General features: G+C 70.8%; 16 protein-coding genes. 11 read left to right on the top strand and 5 right to left on the bottom strand.

The window, feature by feature from the left end; translation table 11 throughout:
* A partial coding sequence (locus tag ACFQO7_RS24255; RefSeq protein ID WP_376808508.1) for a helix-turn-helix domain-containing protein occupies window positions 1-598 on the bottom strand: 598 nt, incomplete at its 3' end.
* A 177-nt stretch (window positions 599-775) separates the two neighbouring features.
* Here ACFQO7_RS24255 and ACFQO7_RS24250 point away from each other — a divergent pair.
* The gene (locus ACFQO7_RS24250) at window positions 776-1,360 is read left to right on the top strand and encodes a sugar O-acetyltransferase (RefSeq protein ID WP_376808507.1); all 585 of its coding nucleotides are present in this window, start codon (window positions 776-778) and stop codon (window positions 1,358-1,360) included.
* A 10-nt stretch (window positions 1,361-1,370) separates the two neighbouring features.
* On the top strand, window positions 1,371-2,429 hold the full coding sequence (locus tag ACFQO7_RS24245; protein ID WP_376808506.1) for a hypothetical protein: 1,059 nt from the start codon (window positions 1,371-1,373) through the stop codon (window positions 2,427-2,429).
* Window positions 2,430-2,472: 43 nt separating this feature from the next.
* On the opposite strand, the gene ACFQO7_RS24240 is transcribed toward ACFQO7_RS24245, so the two are convergent.
* Both ACFQO7_RS24240 and ACFQO7_RS24235 read right to left on the bottom strand, forming a co-directional pair.
* The gene (locus tag ACFQO7_RS24240) at window positions 2,473-3,192 is read right to left on the bottom strand and encodes a hypothetical protein (RefSeq protein WP_376808505.1); all 720 of its coding nucleotides are present in this window, start codon (window positions 3,190-3,192) and stop codon (window positions 2,473-2,475) included.
* An 81-nt stretch (window positions 3,193-3,273) separates the two neighbouring features.
* Window positions 3,274-3,897, bottom strand: coding sequence for a GOLPH3/VPS74 family protein (locus ACFQO7_RS24235; protein WP_376808504.1), 624 nt, complete (start codon window positions 3,895-3,897; stop codon window positions 3,274-3,276).
* A gap of 184 nt (window positions 3,898-4,081) precedes the next feature.
* Here ACFQO7_RS24235 and ACFQO7_RS24230 point away from each other — a divergent pair, with 184 nt between their 5' ends.
* From ACFQO7_RS24230 to ACFQO7_RS24200, 7 genes are read left to right on the top strand one after another with little or no spacing between them, the layout of a single operon-like run.
* Entirely contained in the window at window positions 4,082-5,026 is a 945-nt protein-coding gene (locus ACFQO7_RS24230; RefSeq protein ID WP_376808503.1) for a 3-oxoacyl-[acyl-carrier-protein] synthase III C-terminal domain-containing protein, read from the top strand.
* Complete coding sequence (locus ACFQO7_RS24225; RefSeq protein ID WP_376808502.1) at window positions 5,023-5,904, top strand: diiron oxygenase; 882 nt, start codon at window positions 5,023-5,025, stop codon at window positions 5,902-5,904. Before ACFQO7_RS24230 ends, ACFQO7_RS24225 begins: the two co-directional genes overlap by 4 nt.
* Complete coding sequence (locus tag ACFQO7_RS24220; protein ID WP_376808501.1) at window positions 5,894-6,136, top strand: hypothetical protein; 243 nt, start codon at window positions 5,894-5,896, stop codon at window positions 6,134-6,136. Before ACFQO7_RS24225 ends, ACFQO7_RS24220 begins: the two co-directional genes overlap by 11 nt.
* Window positions 6,133-7,014: a class-II aminoacyl-tRNA synthetase family protein gene (locus tag ACFQO7_RS24215; protein WP_376808500.1), complete on the top strand. Its 882-nt coding sequence runs from the start codon at window positions 6,133-6,135 to the stop codon at window positions 7,012-7,014. Before ACFQO7_RS24220 ends, ACFQO7_RS24215 begins: the two co-directional genes overlap by 4 nt.
* On the top strand, window positions 7,011-8,054 hold the full coding sequence (locus tag ACFQO7_RS24210; protein WP_376808499.1) for an SDR family oxidoreductase: 1,044 nt from the start codon (window positions 7,011-7,013) through the stop codon (window positions 8,052-8,054). The genes ACFQO7_RS24215 and ACFQO7_RS24210 overlap by 4 nt, the downstream gene beginning before the upstream one ends.
* The gene (locus ACFQO7_RS24205; protein ID WP_376808498.1) at window positions 8,038-9,168 is read left to right on the top strand and encodes a DUF3419 family protein; all 1,131 of its coding nucleotides are present in this window, start codon (window positions 8,038-8,040) and stop codon (window positions 9,166-9,168) included. The genes ACFQO7_RS24210 and ACFQO7_RS24205 overlap by 17 nt, the downstream gene beginning before the upstream one ends.
* The gene (locus tag ACFQO7_RS24200) at window positions 9,165-10,205 is read left to right on the top strand and encodes a GNAT family N-acetyltransferase (RefSeq protein ID WP_376808497.1); all 1,041 of its coding nucleotides are present in this window, start codon (window positions 9,165-9,167) and stop codon (window positions 10,203-10,205) included. Before ACFQO7_RS24205 ends, ACFQO7_RS24200 begins: the two co-directional genes overlap by 4 nt.
* Before the next feature lie 9 nt (window positions 10,206-10,214).
* On the opposite strand, the gene ACFQO7_RS24195 is transcribed toward ACFQO7_RS24200, so the two are convergent.
* A complete protein-coding gene (locus ACFQO7_RS24195; protein ID WP_376808496.1) occupies window positions 10,215-10,775 on the bottom strand; it encodes a dihydrofolate reductase family protein in 561 nt (186 codons plus the stop codon).
* Window positions 10,776-10,890: 115 nt separating this feature from the next.
* On the opposite strand from ACFQO7_RS24195, the gene ACFQO7_RS24190 reads away from it, so the two are divergent.
* Both ACFQO7_RS24190 and ACFQO7_RS24185 read left to right on the top strand, forming a co-directional pair.
* On the top strand, window positions 10,891-11,676 hold the full coding sequence (locus tag ACFQO7_RS24190) for a methyltransferase domain-containing protein (RefSeq protein WP_376808495.1): 786 nt from the start codon (window positions 10,891-10,893) through the stop codon (window positions 11,674-11,676).
* A gap of 654 nt (window positions 11,677-12,330) precedes the next feature.
* The gene (locus tag ACFQO7_RS24185; protein ID WP_376808494.1) at window positions 12,331-15,765 is read left to right on the top strand and encodes a discoidin domain-containing protein; all 3,435 of its coding nucleotides are present in this window, start codon (window positions 12,331-12,333) and stop codon (window positions 15,763-15,765) included.
* A 55-nt stretch (window positions 15,766-15,820) separates the two neighbouring features.
* Here the strand turns inward: ACFQO7_RS24185 and ACFQO7_RS24180 are convergent, their stop codons facing one another.
* Window positions 15,821-18,628, bottom strand: coding sequence for a helix-turn-helix transcriptional regulator (locus tag ACFQO7_RS24180; RefSeq protein WP_376808493.1), 2,808 nt, complete (start codon window positions 18,626-18,628; stop codon window positions 15,821-15,823).
* Window positions 18,629-18,742 lie beyond the last annotated feature (114 nt).

The raw sequence follows: 18,742 nt of genomic DNA, 5'->3' as shown, positions 1-18,742 counted from the left end.
ACAGCACCTTCGCCCTGCCTTTGGCCAGCATCCGCCGCAGCCGACGGGTGTCCTCGAGCACGGCCATCGTGCCGATACCGGGCAGGGTCACCGTCCGCGGCCCATGATCGCCGACCCGGATACCCACCCGGCCCGTGGCAGAGGTCCTGCTGCGGAGCCGAAAAGACAGCGGTGCGCGCTTCTTCGACTTGAACCTGGGGAACCCGACCCGGCGACCTCTGCGGTCGCCGGTGCGCGATGCCTTGTACGCGGCCAGCCCGCGGCCCAGATCGACCGCGGCCTCCTCGAACACCTGCTGGCACACCTCAGCCCGCCACGCCAGCCCCGTGGTCTGCACCGTGGTGGTGCCATCGGCGGCGGCCACCAGCACCCGGCCCGCCGCAGCCGAAGCCTTCCACGCGTTGAACGCGTTGATCAGGTCGAAACCCGACCACGGCACCTTGCCGACCGCCCCACGGCGCTTGCGATCCAGGGCCTGCTTGACCAGCCGAAGGCACTGGTTGAACCCGAACCGGGCCGCACCCGCATGCCGACGCAGCACCAACTCCTGCTCGACCGTCGGGTCCAGACAGAACCGGAACGTGGTGAAACGGGCCACGGCAGCACACCCTGCCACACCCCACCGACAAACACTGATGACCAAGAAAGACCGAACACAGCCGGACCGGAAACGCCCGACGACCAACACCGCCGATCACTTATGAAACACGCGGTAGTGCCGGGCCCGATCCGCGGTGGTCCCGTGCTCACGCCCGGACCGCCGGTCAGGTCGGCCGTGCCAGAATCGCTTGTGCGCAACGAGCAACGCCTGCCGACGAGGACGCCCGAATCGCGGGCCTTCGCCGAGCGCGTACAGCTGGTCATGGGTCTGACCGCGCGCCTGAACCTGCTGCCGTTCGACGACCTGGACGCGCGCAGGGCGGTGCTCACCGAGATCTTCGGCGGGCCCGTGCCGGACTCGCTGTCGATCCTGCCGCCGTTCTACTGCGACTACGGGCTCGGGGCGTCGTTCGGGGAACGCGTCTTCATCAACCAGGGCTGCTACTTCCTCGATTTCGGGGGCATCAGCATCGGCGACCGTGTCCTGATCGGTCCGGGGGTCACGCTGAGCACGGCCGGGCACCCGGTCGAGGTCGACGAGCGCTTCGACTACATCACGCACGCGCCGATCGTCATCGAGGACGACGTGTGGATCGGGGCCGCGGCCACGATCACGCCCGGGGTGACGATCGGGTACGGCTCGGTCGTCGGCGCGGGCGCGGTCGTCGCGAAGGACGTGCCGCCGCTGAGCGTCGTGACCGCGACGAGCATCGTCGAGCGCAAACGTCTGCGGACACCGTCGGCGGGCCCGCCCCGGTAGCATTCGCGCCGTGCGAACCCTGGTGCAGTACACCGACGCCCTGTCCACAGCGGCCGAGACGCTGGATCTCAAGGCGTACGACGAAGCGCTGAACGGCATCATCAACGTCGGGGCGTCCGCGCCGCGGGAGCAGGTCGACGCCGCGCTGGAACGCATCCGGCCGCTGGTCGAGACGGTGCCGTTGAGCCTCGGGGCGATGCTCGCCCGGGTCGCGGCCAACCTGTGCCTGCACGGCAGCGACGTCACCGTGCTGCTGCCGGTGTTCGTCGAACGGGCCTGCCAGGCGATGGACAACACGTTCGTGTTCAACATGTCCTGGGACCAGCTCATCGGCCGGCCGGTGCCGAGGCCCGCGCGCGAGCACGAGGCCGTCCCGGACATGCAGCGCTTCGTCGAGGTGGCGTGCCGCCGCGGCGTGGCCAAGGAACAGGCGATCGAGCTGGCCGAGGCCTGGGCGTTCGTGGGCGCCTGGGTGCAGCCGGTGCTGTTCCTGGCGCAGTACCGGCCGGTCCGGGCGGCGCTCCCGCAGCGCGAGCGCCTCACCGAGCTGGTCGGGATAGCCCGGCGCTTCGTCGAGCAGGCGCACTTCCTGCACGGGTTACTGCACGTGCTCGACGACGAGCCGGTGATCGTGCTGCACCGGGAGACCGGGCGTGGTTTCCGGCTGCGGCTGACCGGTGTCGGCGACCACCGGCAGCTGCACACCCTGCTGGCCGGGCTGCTGATCGGGCCGGAGTCACCGGGTCGGCTGCCCGGTCGGCGGCCCTCCGACAGTGAACTCCTCGCGGCTTCCTTCGGCGAGACGATCGAGCTGGACGAACCCGTGACGGGCACGATCATCCTGAACGACGCCGCCGGCGAGTGGGTGTGGAACGGCATTCCCGCCGACATCGCCGCCGTGGACGGGGTGCGGGTGGTAGTCATCGATCCGCCGACCGTGGAACGCAGCTGGAAGACCGCCCGCGTCTACCCGTACCTGGAACCCGGGATCGAGTTCGAGGGCGAGCTGCCCGCACCGGAAGCCGCTGCCTGGCTGAGCCGCTGCGCTCTGCCCGCGCGGGTCGGCTGAGGGTGAAGGCACCGGCCGCCGGGCGAGCCGGCGGCCGGTGTGCTCATGCCGGCAGTTGGGCGAGCTGGAGCTCGACAGCCGACTTGACGTCGTTTGCCAGGGCCTCGGTCGACTTCTGGTCCAGACCATAGATGTTGATGACGACAGCCACACTCCCGCGCCCGAAGTACATGGAGCAATGCACCTTCTTGTCCGCGCCGTTGATGAAGCAGGCGGCTGTGGCGCGGTGGGCGATCGACTTCATGTCGAGGTCCCGGATCGCGGTCTTGGTGTGGGTGACTTTGTCCTCACGGTATGACTTGCAATTCGCCAGTAGGGATTCGGCCTTGGCGACGACGTCCTCGGCCTTCTCCTTCGGCAGCACGAGAACTTCCTGACCGACGACCCAGAAGTTCTCGGCGGACGGATCCGCGGCGAGGATCCAGGACCGGACGTGGGTCAGGGCATCGTCCGCATCGGCCTTGGAAGAGGCGGGACGCTCGCCGCAGGCGGTCACGATCCCGGCGGGAAAGCCCTTCCACCAGTGGTCGTCGACCGCGCGTTCTTGCCGGCCGGGCTGCTTCACCACCGAGAGCAGGAGCTCATCGGTGATCATGGCCGTTTCCATGAGCTGGTAGGGGCTTAAGGAAGGCGTGGGCGACGGGGCGGCGGCCGTGGGGGAGGCCGACGGCGCCGAGGATCCGGCTGGTGCGTCCGGTGCGGCCGCACTGCAGCCGCCTGCGAACATGACGGCGGCGACGGCCAGTGGTACGAGGCGTTTCAAGGTTCTTGCTCCTGTGATCACTAAGGGGATGCCGCACCTTATCCGTTGCGCAGTCCCTGGAGGGTCCCAGGCCGAACCTGTTCAGCCTGCCGACGACTCGGTGGCGGCGTGGTGGTCGCGGATCACCTTGCGCAGCGCGGGCAGCGCGGGGCCTGCCTGCCGGGTGAGGGACTCCAGGCGCTTGGCGTGCTGGCACACCTGGGCACGGCTGATGGCGATGCGGATCTCACCGGTCGCGGCCAGCGCGGTCAGTGCCGCGTCGACCGGGTCGGCGGTGCCCCCGTGGAGGGCGTGACTGACGGTGGAGCGCAGCCGGGCCACCGTGCGGTGCTCGTGGAGCTTGACCCTGGTGGCGGGGAAGATGCCGAGGATGCGGTAGCGCTCGGTGGTGATGACGCGGTCGTCGGCCAGCCGCTGCTGGACGGCACGGAACATGGGAGTCTGGCCGCGGTGCACCCACCAGGACCACTTCTTCGGCTTGGCCGCGGATGCGATCTCGTGCAGCACCTCGGCCAGTATCGGGTCGGTGACCTTGGTGTTCGTCGCACGCGGCTTTCCGTCGGCATCGGACAGTGCGCCGAGTTGGCACAGTTCGGTGAGCGCGGCGGCGCGCAGCACGTAACCGAGGTAGCCGTTGCAGGTCAGCTTGCCTTTGTCGGTGTTGTAAGCCAGTAGGTAGACCTGTGAGGTGAGGGGCATTTCCATGGCCAGCACTCCATCTGACGTGGTTACGGTGGTCGGCCGCCATGACGGTATCATAGTGATATCACTTTCCGGATGCCGTCGTCATGGGGTGTCCCGCGACTCAGGCGCATCGGGTGATCGACCTAGCGGGATCTGAGTACGTGCGCTCATGCGCGGCCGACCTGGCGCTACCAGCATGGGATCCATGGACGGGCTCTATATCGGATCCTTCGCCCACGCACTCGGTGCGCGGAAACGACATCTACGTGAGTCGGCCGAGGCAGGACTGCTCCGGTCGGCTCCGGAGGACCTGGAAGCGGCCGGTTTCCGGTGGCACCACACCTGCGAACCGGACGACACCGCGTACGACCTGGCCCGTGCGGCGGTCGCGCAGATCGCGGCGGGCGGCGGCCTGGCCGACGTCGACGCGATCGTCTACGCCACCTGCCTGCCCGGCGACACCGGCATCGGGCCGGTCCGCGACGTCAAGGAGCTGATGGACTTCCCGGCCGGCCGCCTGCAGGCCGAGTTCGGCCTGTCCCGGGCGATCGTGGTCGGGCTGCACCAGCAGGCCTGCACCGGTGCGCTCGGGGCGCTGCGAGTGGCGGGCGCGCTGCTGACGACCGAACCGACCTGGCGGCGGGTGCTGTGCGTGACCGCCGACCGGTTCCCCGCCGGGGCGTGGTACGAGCAGGCGTACAACCTCATCTCGGACGGAGCCGCGGCCTGCGTGGTCGGGCGGGAGCCGGACGTGTGCCGCCTGCTGACCGTGCACCAGATCACCAACGGCGGCCTGGGCCGGGCCGGCGACGACGAGACCGTCGGCACCTACTTCGCCTACACCCACCGGCTGGTCCGGGAGGCCGCCGCGCGGGTCGGGCTGGCCCCGGCCGACCTGGACTGGGTCGTCACCCAGAACACCAACGACAAGGCCTGGCAGATCCTCGCCCGGCTGCTCGGCATCGACCACGCCCGGGTCTGGGCGCCGACCCTGCCCGACGTCGGCCACGTCATCTCGGCCGACCCGTTCGTCAACCTGTCGGCGCTGCTCGACTCGGGCCGGGCCTGGCCGGGGCAGCGGATCGCCCTGCCGATGGCCGGCTTCGGGCTCAACTGGCAGTGCGCGGTGCTGGAGGTGGTCGGGCGATGAGCGCCCTGGCGACCGCGCTGGCGCAGGTGTCGGAGACCGCGGACCGGCTCAGCCGGCTGTCGGCCCGGACGCACCAGAACCCGTACACCCTGGTCGACTGGCCTGCGACGGTGGATCCCGAACGCGACTGGTTCGGCACGCCGGAGTACGTGAGCCTGCACGGCACACCCGTGTGGGACGCGCTGGACGACACGGCCCGCCGCCGGGTCGCGTTCCACGAGGCGGCCGGCTTCTTCAGCCTCAACATCCACGGCGAGAAGGCGCTGATCCAGGGCCTGGCCGCGCGGCTCTACCGCAGCGACCTGGCCGGCTCCGCCGGCTACCTGCACCACTTCCTGGACGAGGAGAACAAGCACAGCGTCTACTTCGGCGGCTTCTGCACCCGATACGCGCGGGTCCACCGCAGCCGACAGGCCCCGTTCGGCACCGACCGGCCGCGCGACGTCGACGACCTGCTGTTCTTCGCCAAGACGCTGATCTTCGAGGAGATCGTGGACCACTACAACCGGGTCCAGGCCCGCGACGGGCGGCTGCATCCGCTGGCCCGGTTCATCAACGACCAGCACCACCGCGAGGAGGCCCGGCACCTGGTGTTCGGCCGCCGGCTGGTGACGGCGCTGTGGCAGGCGGGGCAGTGGGATGCGCGGACCGTCGCCGAGATCCGCGACGACCTCGGCCGGTTCGTGACCGCGACCTGGCGCGGGTACTACCACCCGGACGTGTACGCCGACGCCGGGCTCGACGACCCGTGGGAGCTGGCCGAGACGGCCTGGTCCGCGCCCGCCCAGCGGGCCCACCGGCGGCGGGTGTCGACCGACTGCCTGCGCTTCCTGGCGACCGCGGGCCTGCTCACCGAGGAGCCGGCCGATGCGTTCTGAGACCGAGATCCGCGCGGAACTGCGGACGTTCGTTCGACGGCACGCGGGCCAGGTCGCCGTCACCGACGACATGCCGCTGTTCACGCTGCGTGTGCTGCGCTCGGTGCACCTGCCCGAGCTGATCATCCTGCTGGAGCGGCTGCGCGGCGCGCCCATCGACGTGGAGCAGCTGCGGATGGGCGACTTCGACGGCATCGACGCCATGATGGCGAGATTCGGGGGCAGACCGTGAACACCCTTACCGACCTGACCGGGCTCGGGCTGCGCTGGGACCCCAGCGGCCAGGCCGGGCTCACCGGGCCGCTGCTCGCGCTCGCCGACGACTGCGACCGCGCCTTCCAGCGCCTCGCGAGCCGGTGGCGCTGCCGCGAGGAGGCGTACCCGGCGACGCTGCCCGCCACGGCCCTGCACGGGCACCTGCGGTCGTTCCCGCACCAGGTCACCTTCGCGACCGCGCTCGACTCCACCGACGACAACCTCGCCGCGTTCGCCGACGGCCCGGTGCTGGACCGGGACGGCGCGGTCGCACTGACCCGCACGGCCCCGGTGACCGCGGTGCTCACCCCGGCGGCCTGCCACCACGTCTATTCCGCGCACCAGGGCGAGCAACTGCTTACGGCCGTGCACGTCACCACCCGCAACACCTGCTTCCGGCGTGAGTCGAGCTACGAGCCGCTGCGCCGGCAGTGGACCTTCGCCATGCGGGAGATCGTCTGCCTGGGCACGGCCGAGGAGACAGCGTCTTTCCTGGCCGAGGCCCGCGCGGCCGTGGACCGCTTCGCCGTGCTGATCGACCTGCCGGTGGACTGGACATCGGCGACGGACCCGTTCTTCCGCCCCGAACGGCACCCCGGCCACCTGCTGCAGCGCATCCAGCCGGTCAAACACGAGGCGACGTACGGCGGTTCGCTGGCCCTCGCCTCGGCCAACCTGCACCACGACCACTTCGGGTCGGCGTGCGCCATCACCCGCGACGGGGCCCCGGCCACCACCGCCTGCCTCGCCTTCGGGGTCGAGCGATGGCTGTATGCCCTGGTCGACCGGCACGGCACCGAGCCGGGCGGCTGGCCGGACCTGCTCGCCGCGGCCGGGCAGGCGGCGGCCCGATGACCACGCTGATCACCGGAGCCGACGGCTACCTGGGCCGACGCATCGTGGCCGCGCTCGGCGGCGAGGACCTGATCCTGGCGGTGCGGTGCGCCGACCAGGCCGAACTCGAGCGCAAACGCGCGCGGCTGGCCCGGGTCACCGACGCCCCGGTCGTGTCGGTCGACCTGCGCGACGCCGACCCGTTCGCGCTCGTGGACCCCCGGTCCGTCACGCGGATCGTGCACGCCGCCGCCGTCATCCGCTTCGACGTCAGCCGGGACACCGCCGACGGGGTCAACGCGTCCGGGACGGCCCGCGTACGCGAGTTCGCGCAGCGCTGCGACCGGCTCGACCGGCTGATGCTGCTGTCCACCCTGTACAGCGCGGGTAGGCGGCGGGGTGAGGTCCACGAGACCCGCCACGACGACGCCGGGTTCGTCAACCACTACGAGTGGTCGAAGTGGGCGGCCGAGGAGTGCCTGCTCGACCCGCCGGGCCTGCCGGTGACGGTGGTACGCCTGCCGACGGTGATCGCCGAGGACGCCGGCGGCGAGGTCGCGCAGTACAACGCGTTCCACCACACGATGCGGCTCTACCACTCCGGGCTGCTGACGCTGCTGCCCGGCGACCCCGCGACGCCGCTGAGCCTGGCCACGGCCGAGTTCACCGTCGCCGGCGTGACGGCCCTGCTCACCGCGCCACCGGGCATCTACCAGCTCTGCGGCGGCCCGGTCTCCCTCGGCACCGCGATCGACACCGCCTTCGGGGTGTTCGAGCAGGACCCGGGCTTCCGCCGGCGCATGCTGCCCCGCCCGATCCCGTGCGACCGGGCGAGTTTCCACGACATGGCTCAGGCCGCCCTGCGGTTGCGCGGCGGCTCGCTGCAACCCGCACTCAGTTCGGTAGCACCCTTCGCCGAACAGCTCTACCTGCCCAAACACTTCCGGACCGACCGCCTGCGGGCGGCGTGGCCCGGCTACCAGGCCCAGGACGCCACGGCCGTGGTCGAGGCGGCGTGCGCCGACCTGATCGAGAGGAGCTTCCGTGTCGCAGCACACTGACCTGCCACAGCAGACACAGCCGCACGTACGGCGCACCGAACTGCCCGGCGCCGTCGACGACCGGCTGTATTTCGCCCAGGTCCGGGAGGACCCGCGACTGGAGATCGCCGCCTTCGCCGGGCGGTGGAACGGGCCGATCGCCGTGGTCAGCTCGGCCGGCTGCACGGCCCTGTCGCTGCTGGCCGCCGGTGCCGCCGAGGTCGTCGGCGTCGACCTCAACCGCACCCAGAACCACCTCGTGGAACTGAAAGCGGCCGCGGTCGCGGCACTGGAACCCGGCCCGGCGCTCGGCCTGCTCGGCGGCGCGCCCATGGCCGCGGCCGCCCGGCGCCAGGCGTACGCCCAGGTCCGGGGCGTGCTCACGCCAGGGGCACGCGACCACTGGGACACCCACCCGCAGGCGATCGACGCCGGAGTGCTGCAGGCCGGGGTCACCGAACGGCTGATGCGCCTGATCGCCCGGTCCCTGCGTGTCATCCACCCCCGCCGGCGGATCGAAACGCTGCTCGCCCTGCGGACCCTCGACGAGCAGCGGGAGTTCTACCGCCGTGAGTGGGACACCGCCGGTTGGCGGCTGCTGTTCCAGACGCTGTGCAACCGGCTGGTGCTGCGGCGCACCTACGACGAGCGGTTCTTCGCCCACGTCGAGGACCCCAGCTACGCCCGGCACTTCCGCCAGGTCGCCGAGCACACGCTGACCGACCTCGACATCGGCGGCAACTACTTCCTGCACCACCTGCTCACCGGCCGCTACCCGGCGAACTGCCTGCCGCCGTACCTGAGCGCGAAGGTGCCGGTCGACGGCCTCAGCCTGGTCGACGGCGCGTTCACCGACTACCTGCGCACGCAGGCGGATGCCAGCATGACGGGCTTCGCCCTGTCCAACATCTGCGAGTGGCTGAGCCCTGACCAGATCGACGAGCTGTTCGCCGAGATCGTCCGCACCGCCCGGCCGGGCGCCCGGCTGGTCTTCCGCAACTTCGCCGGCTGGACCGAGGTGCCGCCGCGCTGGCGTGACGCCGTACGGGAGGACCGGGCGCGGGGCGAGCAGCTGATGCGCACCGACCGCAGCCTGTGCCAGCGGCGCTTCGCGCTCTGCGAGGTGATGCCGTGAAGGTCCGCGACGCCCGGCCGGGGGACAACGCGGCGCTGGTCGACCTGGCGAGCCGCTGCGCGATGGACGGCGACCTGTCGCTGTGTGTCGACCGGCGGCCCGACTTCTTCGCGCTCAACGGGATCGGCGGCGACGGCTGGCGGGTCGGGGTCGTGGACGGCGACGACGGTCCGATCGCGTGCGTGGCGGCCGCCCGGCGGCCCGCCTTCGTCGACGGCCGCCCGGCCCTGCTCGGTTACGTCGGCGATCTCAAGGTGCATCCCGCTCACCGGCGGCGCGGGGCCGCCCGCGTCCTGGCGCAGTGGGCGCAGGCGGCGGCCCGGGAGCTGGCCGGCCCGGACGCGCCGCTGATCGGCACGGTCCTGTCCGGCAACGACGCCGTCGAGATGCTGCGCCGGCGGGTCGAACCCGGGGTGCGCCGGCGGGCCACCATCAGGTCGCACAGCATCGACCTGCTGACCCGCCGCCGCATCCCGCCGAGCGAGCTGACCGTCGCGGTGGCCGAACCGGCGGACGAGCCCGACATGGTCGAGCTGTGGCGGCGGCTGGCGGCTTCCCGCCAGTTCGCGCCGGTCTGCGACTCCTTCCCGATGGCGCGGCCGGGACTGGAGTACCTGCTGGCCCGGCGGCCGGGTGGCGAGCTCGCCGGGTTCGTCGGCCTGTGGGACCAGCACGGCATCAAGCAGATGCGGGTCACCGGATACTCGCCCCGGATGGCGGCGGTGCGGGTCGCGTTCAACGTCGCGGCCCCGCTGCTGCGCGCGCCCCGCCTGCCGCGTACGGGTGGGGAACTGAGCTACCGCACCGTGGCCAACCCGTGCGCGCCGGACGCGGCGACGCTGGGCTTCCTGCTCAGGCACGCCTGCAACCGGCTGCACGGGCTGCACTCCTTCCTCACCGTCGGCCTGGACGTCCGCGATCCGCTGAGCCGGGCGCTGACCGGCCTGCGGGCCCAGCCCACCGACGTCGAACTGCTGGTGCTGGGCGGGCCGGCCGACCGGGGCACGCCGGTGCACTTCGAGATCGCCACGGTGTAGGCCGTCGGGTCAGCGCCGGCGGCGGTAACGCAGTTCGACGATGCCGCCGGCGCTGGCGGTGCTGGAGATCAGTTCGAGCCCGTAGGACCGGGGTGTGCCGTCGAACAGACGGGTGCCCTCACCCGCGAGGTAGGGATACAGCGACACCCACAGCTCGTCGACGAGGTCGAGTTCCAGCAGGGAGCGCCAGAGGCGTACGCCGCCCCAGACCACCACGTAGCCGTCGCCGTCCCGGAGCTTGTCCACCTCGGCTGCCGTGTCGCCGGAGGCGATGGTGGTGTTGGTCCAGTCGGCCGTCTGCAGCGTCCGCGAGAAGACGATCTTGCGGCCGTCGGTCAGGATGGGGGAGAACGGGTGGTCGGTGGCCGTGGTCATGCCGGCCTTGATGCCCTCGTAGGCGCTGCGGCCCATGACGTGCGCGTACGCCCCCCGGAGGAAGTCCAGGTGGGCCGGGTCGTCGGGCCGGCTGTTCTCCGGTATGCCGAAGCAGAAGTCCCAGAAGTCGGTGCCCTCGTCGGCGAGCAGGCCGTCGAGGGAGTAGTTGAAAACCGTCGCTATCAGCTTGCGCATCTCACCGCTCCTTGATCTCCGAAACGAACGCGGTCCAGTTTTCGTTATGGGGCCGACATTCTGCCCGCCACACCGAATCTCGCCGGCATCTCCACCGATCGTTCACCGTTCACCGGTGCGCTTGTGGTTCGGTGAGCGGATGAATCAGACGGCAGCGCCGGATCGGATCGCGTACATGGATGCGGCCGCAGGCACGGTGGTGGGCTTGGACTACAAGCGGCGTCTGGTCGCCTCGCTTGACGTACTGCCAGGACAGACTGTGGTGGACATCGGATGCGGTCCGGGGACGGATCTCGCCCGGCTTGCTGACGCCGTGGGCGAGGCAGGTTCGGTCGTCGGCGTGGACCAGGACCCTCGGATGCTGGACGAGGCACGTCGCCGTCTGGCTCACCGGCCGAACGTGGAACTGCTGCTGGGTGACGTCCACGAGCTGCCCTTACCCGACGGCAGCATCGATCGCGCGAAGGTGGACCGGGTCCTGCAGCACGTGGCCGATCCGGCAAAGGCGGTGCGGGAGGTTCGCCGGGCACTGCGGCCGGGCGGGCTGTTCGGCATGGCCGAGCCGGACTGGGACACCCTGGCCGTCGCCGACGAGGATCTCGACACCAGTCGGCGATTCGCGCGCTTCGTCGCAGGACAGGTACGCAATCCGACGCTCGGCCGAGAGCTGGTCCGGCTGTGCCTGCAGGCCGGCTACCGGATCAGGTCGGTCGAACCGGTGGCGGCGTTGTTCCGCGACTTCGACACGGCGGATCAGATCCTCGGCCTGCGCCGCAACGCCGCCCGCGCGGCGCAGGCGGGCGTGCTGAGCGAGGCCGATGCCGAACCGTGGTTGCAGCGGTTGGCCCACGGTCCCGTGCTGGCGGGCTTCACGTTCTATGTCGTGATCGCCGACTCGTGAGGCTCCGGTGTGCGGCTACCGGCGGCCCGCCCAGATCCGGGCCAGTTCGACCGTCTCGAACGGCTCCTGGCCGTCGGGCAGTCTCTGCCCGGGTCGACGGTGGCTTTGCGCAGGGTGAGCGTGTCGGCGTCCAGCCGTGCGCACCAGGTGGCCGGGTAGTGGAGGTCGTTCTCGGACAGAGGGTCTCCCTGAGTCTGCTGGCACATCGACCGGGCACGAGACGTCCGCAGTAGACCGGTCCGGTCGTATGCGCGGCGCGACCTCGACGGCGCGGCGTGTCGGCACAAGCAAGCCATTGACAAACATGAGTCGCGAGTGGCGCAATGGCCCGAGGTCAAGGGGTGATTCTCCGCCCGGTTCGAGCGCGAGCGTGGCTCGCCGTCACCGGGCTCGTCGAGCTGCTCCCACAACTTTTGCCACGATCGCCAAAAGTTCGGACCAAACTTCGAATACATCTGTACATCTCAAAAAAAGAATTTTATGGTGTCCATGCCAGGCATCGGCGTGCCAGGTCGCTTCAGGACAGACCGCGCAACCGTCCAATGTCCTGGCACGCCGTCGTGAGTGGGGTGCCGCGTCAGCGGACGTCGCGCACCCAGTCCCGCTCACACTGGAGGAAAAGTGTTCCATCCGTCCCGATGGGCGCGCCTGACTATGGCGGGCGCCCTCACCACAGCGGTCATCGCCGCGGCCGGGTGGTTGCCCGCCACCGCGGCCGCCGCCGCCCCGCCCCCGCAGACACCCGGCATCACGCTGCGCACCTTCGACCTGCAGGTCGCGCTCAGCGCGCTCTGCAACCTCAAGCCGGCGCAGACCCCCAACGTCGACAAGCTCATGTCGACGATCGACTGGACCACGTCCGCCCAGTTCGGGTATGAGGACAACTTCTACACCCAAGCCCTGGGCTACGTGAACATCCCCACCGCGGGTAGCTACACCTTCCGGCTGATCAGCGACGACGGGTCCCGGCTGCTGATCGATGACAACGTGGTCATCAACCACGACGGCCTGCACGGCGCGACGGCCAAGGACGGCGCGGTCACCCTGACGACCGGCTACCACGCGCTGCGCATCGACTTCTTCGAGGCCGGCGGCGGCCAGCAGCTGACACTGCAGTGGCAGACGCCCGGTTCGACGTCGTTCGTGACCGTGCCGAACTCGGTGCTGAGCACCGACGCCGGGGTCGTGCGGGTCACCGCGCCCGGCAAGAAGGAGTGCGAGGGCGCCGGCGACTCGCCGGGCGACGGCCTGCCGCTGACCAGCGTGCACCCGAACTTCAACCTCGCCAACCTGCGCCCGAGCGGGTTCGAGCCGCGGGTGACCGGCATGGACTGGCTCGCCGACGGCCGCCTGGTCATCTGCACCTGGGGTGGCACCAACGACTCCGGCACCTCGCAGGCAGGTGAGGTCTGGATCCTGGGCAACACGAGCGGCAACGCCAACCCGAGCACGGTCACCACCAAGCGGGTCGGCAGCAACCTCAAGGAGCCGATGGGCCTGAAGGTCGTCGACGGGGTCATCTACGTGTCCGAGAAGATGCGGCTGACCAGGCTCGTCGATACCAACGGCGACGAGGTCGCCGACCAGTACCAGCAGGTCGCGACCTGGCCGTACGGTGGCACGTTCCACGAGTTCGCGTTCGGTCTGATGTACGAGGCCCCGTTCTTCTACCTCAACCTGTCGGTCGGCATCGACTACGGCGGCAACACCACCAACCCGCAGGTGGTGGGCAACCGTGGCACCACGATCAAGATCAACAAGGACACCGGCGCGTGGACGTACGTCGCCGGCGGCCTGCGGACCCCGCACGGCATCGGCTGGGGTCCGGAGAACGGCCTGTTCGTCACCGACAACCAGGGCGGCTGGCAGCCGGCCTCCAAGCTGGTGCACATCAAGCAGGGCCGGTTCTTCAACCACTACCTCAACCCGGCCGGCCCGTTCGACAGCGCCCCGGTCACCCCGCCGGTGATCTGGCTGCCGCAGAACGAGATCGGCAACTCGCCGAGCACCCCGAAGTACATGACCAGCGGCCTGTACGCCGGGCAGTTCGTCATCGGTGACGTGACCTACGGCGGCCTGCAGCGCGCCGCGGTCGAGAAGATCAACGGCGAGTACCAGGGCGCCCTGTTCCGCATGACGCAGGGCCTGGAAGCCGGCATCTCCGAGGTCAACGTCGGTCCCGACGGCGCGATCTACGTCGGCGGCATCGGCGGCGGCGGCAACTGGGGCCAGTCCGGCAAGCTCAACTTCGGCCTGCAGAAGCTGATCCCGAACGGCAACAACGCCTTCGACATGCTCAACATGAAGGCGCTGTCCAACGGCTTCGAGATCGAGTACACCCAGCCGCTGTCGGCGGCGACCGCCACCAGCCTGGCCACCAAGTACCGGGTCAAGCAGTGGCGCTACGTCCCGACCGCCGCCTACGGCGGCCCGAAGATCGACGAGGAGACGCTGTCGGTGTCCTCGGCGACCCTGTCCGCCGACGGCAAGAAGGTCACCCTGGTGATCAACGGCCTGAAGGCCGGCCGGGTCGTGCACATCCGCTCGCCGCGGCCGTTCGGCTCCTCCAACGGTCAGTCGCTGTGGAACACCGAGGTCTGGTACACCCTCAACAACATCCCCGGTGCGGCCCCGTCCAGCAACCTGGCCCTGAACAAGCCGGCCACGGCCGACAGCTCCTGCGCCACCTCCGAGGGCCCGGCCCAGGCGTTCAACGGCACCGTCAACGGCGGCAACGCCGACAAGTGGTGCTCGCTCGGCACCAGCAAGTGGCTGCAGGTCGACCTGGGCTCGGCGCAGAGCGTCAACCGGTTCGTCGTCCAGCACGCGGGCGCTGGTGGAGAGGATGCGGGCTGGAACACCCGTGACTTCAACATCCAGACGTCCACCAACGGCACGACCTGGACCACGGCCGCGACCGTCACCGCGAACACGGCCAACACCACCACCCACAACATCACCGCCACATCCGCCAGGTACGTCAGGCTGAACATCACCGCGGGCGGCACCACCGGCAACGGCGCGGCCCGTATCTACGAGCTGGAGGTCTACGGCGGCACCGCGCCGCCGACGGGCAACCTCGCCCTCAACAAGACGGCGACCGCCGACAGCTCCTGCGGCACCACCGAAGGCCCCGCCAAGGCGGTCAACGGCAGTGTCTCGGGCGGCAACGCCGACAAGTGGTGCTCGCTCGGCGCGACCAAGTGGCTGCAGGTCGACCTCGGCTCGGCGCAGACCGTGGCCCAGTTCGTCGTCAGGCACGCCGGGGCGGGCGGGGAGAACACCGCCTGGAACACCCGTGACTTCAATATCCAGACGTCCACCAACGGCACGACCTGGACCACGGCCGCGACCGTCACGGCCAACACGGCCAGCGTCACGACGCACAACATCACCGCCACCTCGGCCCGCTACATCAGGCTGAACATCACGACGCCGGCCAGCGACGGCAACGGCGCCGCGCGCATCTACGAGTTCGAGGCGTACGGCAGCACGACCCAGCCGACCCGCATCGTGCTGTTCGACGGCACCAACATGGACAACTTCCAGCACTCCAACGGCACCCCGGTGACCTGGCCACTGGGCAACGGCGGCGTCGAGGTCCTCGGCGGCGACATCAAGTCCAAGCAGGCGTTCGGTGACTTCAAGCTGCACGCCGAGTTCTGGCTGCCGCTGCTGCCGGGCGACGTCACCGGCCAGCAACGGGCCAACAGCGGCATCTACCTGCAGGACCGGTACGAACTGCAGGTGCTGGACTCGTACGGCGACACCACCCTCGCCAACAACGAGTGCGGCGCGATCTACGAGAAGATCGCACCGTCGGTCAACGCGGCCACCGCGCCGCAGACGTGGCAGACCTACGACGTGACGTTCCGGGCGGCCCGTTACAACGGGACCACCAAGACCGAGAACGCCCGCGTCACGGTCGTCTGGAACGGCGTCACGGTCATCAACAACGCCGAGATCAACGGCCCGACCGGCAACGGCGCGGCGGAGACCTCGGCCCCCGGTCCGCTGCGGTTCCAGGACCACGGTGACCCGGGAGCCAACCTGTTCTACCGCAACATCTGGGTGGAGCCTGTGGCCTGATCCTCCACAGAAAAAGAGGGGGCCGGTCCGGATGAGGCAGTCCGGGCCGGCCCCCTCACCTTGTGCTCGTCGACCGGATGCCGTCCGCGGGCGGCGCGCTGATCGCGGTGCGCAGGTCCTTGCGCGAGGTGATGCCGAGTTTGGTGAACACCTTGCCCAGGTGCCACTCGACGGTGCGCGGGCTGATGAACAGCCGGCCGGCGATCTCGACATTGGTGCGTCCTTCGCGGGCGAGCTGGGCGATCTGCGCCTCCTGGCCGGTAAGTTCGGCGAGGGCGGAGACGGACCTCCTGCGCACGGTCTCGCCGGTGGCGAGCAGCTCCTTGCGGGCGCGTTCGGCGAAACCGTCGGCGCCGGCCCGGGTGAGCGTGTCGTAGGCGGTGCGCAGCTGCTCGCGGGCCTGTGCGCGGCGGCCCTGCCGGCGCAGCCATTCGCCGTACAGCAGGCGGGCGCGGCCCTGGTGGACGGTGATCCGGCAGCGGTCCAGGTGCTTGATCGCCCGGCGGTAGAGCGCTTCGGCGTCGGGGCCGTCGGACAGCAGAGCCCGTGAGCGGGCCTCCATGCCTTTGGCCCATTCGGTCGCTCCCGCCTGGGTGCGTTCGGCGAGCTTGTCGAGCGCGGCGGTGGCGGTTTGCGGGTGGCCGCTGTGGGCGGCGGCCTCGATCAGCTCCACGAGCACCCACCCGAACAGTCCGAGGTCTTCGTACTGGCAGGCCCGTGTCGCGTCGGCCAGGGCGTCGTCGTATCGGGCCAAACCGTTGTCGAGGACGGCGGCGGCGTAGTCGGCGATGGCGAGCGCGCGTCCTTCGCCCCGGGCGGCTGCTTCGCCGCGTACCGCTTGCAGGAGCCGGCGGGCGTGGGTCTCGTTGGCCCGCCAGGCGCTGAGGACCAGGGCCGGGTAGGCCATGGGGGCGGCCCCGGTGGCGGTCGAGATGGCGGTGGCCTCGTCGGCGAGGGCGCTCGCGGTGGCGAGGTCACCGGTGTGGACGCGGTAGCAGGCTTCGTAGCTGAGTGCCATCGGCAGGAGCGCGAGGGCGCCGGCGTCCCGGGCGAGGTTCACGGCGCCGGTGGCCAGTTCGTGCCAGGCGTCGTCGTCCCAGAGTTCGGGTGCCAGCGGCTCCGGGGTGACCGGGCAGGCCAGCCACATCCAGCGCAGGTCCGCGCTGGTGGTCGCGGAGCGCTGGTCGTCCTGGATGGCCCGCAGTGCCCGGCGTAGCGGGCCGGCCCCGGCGCGATGGCCGTCGGTGATCAGGGTGGCGACGGCGTCGAGCAGGGTGTCGAGCGTCCGGGGCGGGCTCGGTGCGGGCGTGGCCCGGACGGCTCGGGCGATGTCCGGGCGGCCGGGTCCGGTGTTGAGCCGGCCCGCGTAGAGGTCCGCGCCGAGGGATTCCAGCAGGGTGTCGCGGGCGAGGGCGGCGTCCAGCGGTGCCAGCCGCCGGGCGGCGTCCAGGAGCAGACGGGGTGCGTCGGTGCCGCGTTCCTGGATGAAGTGCAGACGGGCGCGCAGCCGTTCGAGTTGAGCGAGGTTCGGCTCGTCCAGCGGGCCGTCGGTGGCGGTGGCGAGCATGGCATGGGCGTGGGCGAGGCCGCCCGCGTCGATGCTCGTCTGGGCGGCGGCCAGTGCTCGGGTGGCGCGCCGTGCAGGGTCGGGTGTCAGTTGCGCGCTGCGGTGCATGAACGCGGCGGCCGCGGCGGCTCCGCCTCTGCGGTACGCCCGGCGTGCGCAGTCTTCCAATGCGGCGGCCAGTGCCTCGTCGGGCCGGGTGGCGGCTTGGCCGGCGTGCCATGCGCGGCGGTCGGGGTCTCGGTGCGGGTCGGTGGCCTCGGCCAGTGCGCGGTGAGCGGCTCGGCGTTCGGGGGCCGACGTCTTCTGGTAGATCGCCGAACGGGCCAGCGGGTGCGGGAACCGCACCATGGTGTCGAAGGTGATCAGGCCTGCGGTTTCGGCCGGCGCGGCCGCATCCTCCGGAAGGTTTTGCAGCTCGGCGGCCTTCCACAGCAGGTCGGTGTCTCCGGTCGGGTCGGCCGCGGCAGTGAGCAGCAGGCGTCTGGTGTCGGCAGGGAGCTGCCGGTAGCGCAGGTGGAACGCGTCTTCCAGGTCCTCGGCCACGGGACGGCGGCCGGCCAGCCACAGTCCGCCCGCCAGTTCGGCGGGTGGGACGAGGCGGGGGAGCAGGAGCAGGGCCATCGGGTTGCCGTGTGCCTCGGCGACGATGCGGTCGCGTACGCGGGGGTCGAACGGGACGTGCGCGGCCGCGGTCAGCAGGTCCTGGGCGTCGGTGTCGTTGAGGCCGGGCACGGTCAGGCCGGGCAGGTCGGCCAGTTCGCCGCGCTCGCCGGGGGAGCGCTGAGTGAGGATCATCGCGATGGGTTCGGCCGCCAGCCGCCGGGCGACGAAGGCCATGGCCTGCAGGGACTGTTCGTCCAGCCAGTGGACGTCGTCGAGCAGGCAGGCCAGCGGCCTCTCCTCGGCGGCCAGGGCGAGCAGGCTGAGCGCCGCCAGGCCGACGAGGAAGGGGTTCGGCGCCGGGCCTTCGTGCAGGCCGAGCGCGGCCGACAGCGCGTCCCGTTGCGGGGCGGGCAGCAGCGGCAGCCTGCCGAGCAGCGGTGCGCAGACCTGGTGGAGGCCGGCGTAGGGCAGTGCCATCTCCGTCTCGACACCCATGGTGCCGGTGAGGCCGAAGCCGGTGGCGTGCTCTTCGGCGTAGTTCAGCAGGGCGGTCTTGCCGATGCCCGCCTCGCCGCGCAATACGAGCACCGCGCTGGTGCCCGCTCTCGCCGCGGCGAGCGCCCGGTCGAGCTCGGCCAGTTCGCGGCCGCGCCCGCGCAGGGCTGACCGGGTAACGGCGGCGGATGCGCCCATAGGTCGAATTTTCCCAGCTCGAAGGGCTGGCGGCGACCGAGCGACCGGCGATGGTCCGTGACTCGGTGCTCCTGGGTGGTTGATGCCTGATCGCGAAGTTCGCCGTGCGGTGGT

The organism is Catellatospora aurea, from assembly GCF_042663325.1.
In the GTDB taxonomy this organism is placed as follows: Bacteria; Actinomycetota; Actinomycetes; order Mycobacteriales; family Micromonosporaceae; genus Catellatospora; species Catellatospora aurea.
Note: the sequence above shows the minus strand (reverse complement) of the source record. Positions and strands in the feature narration are given on the sequence as shown.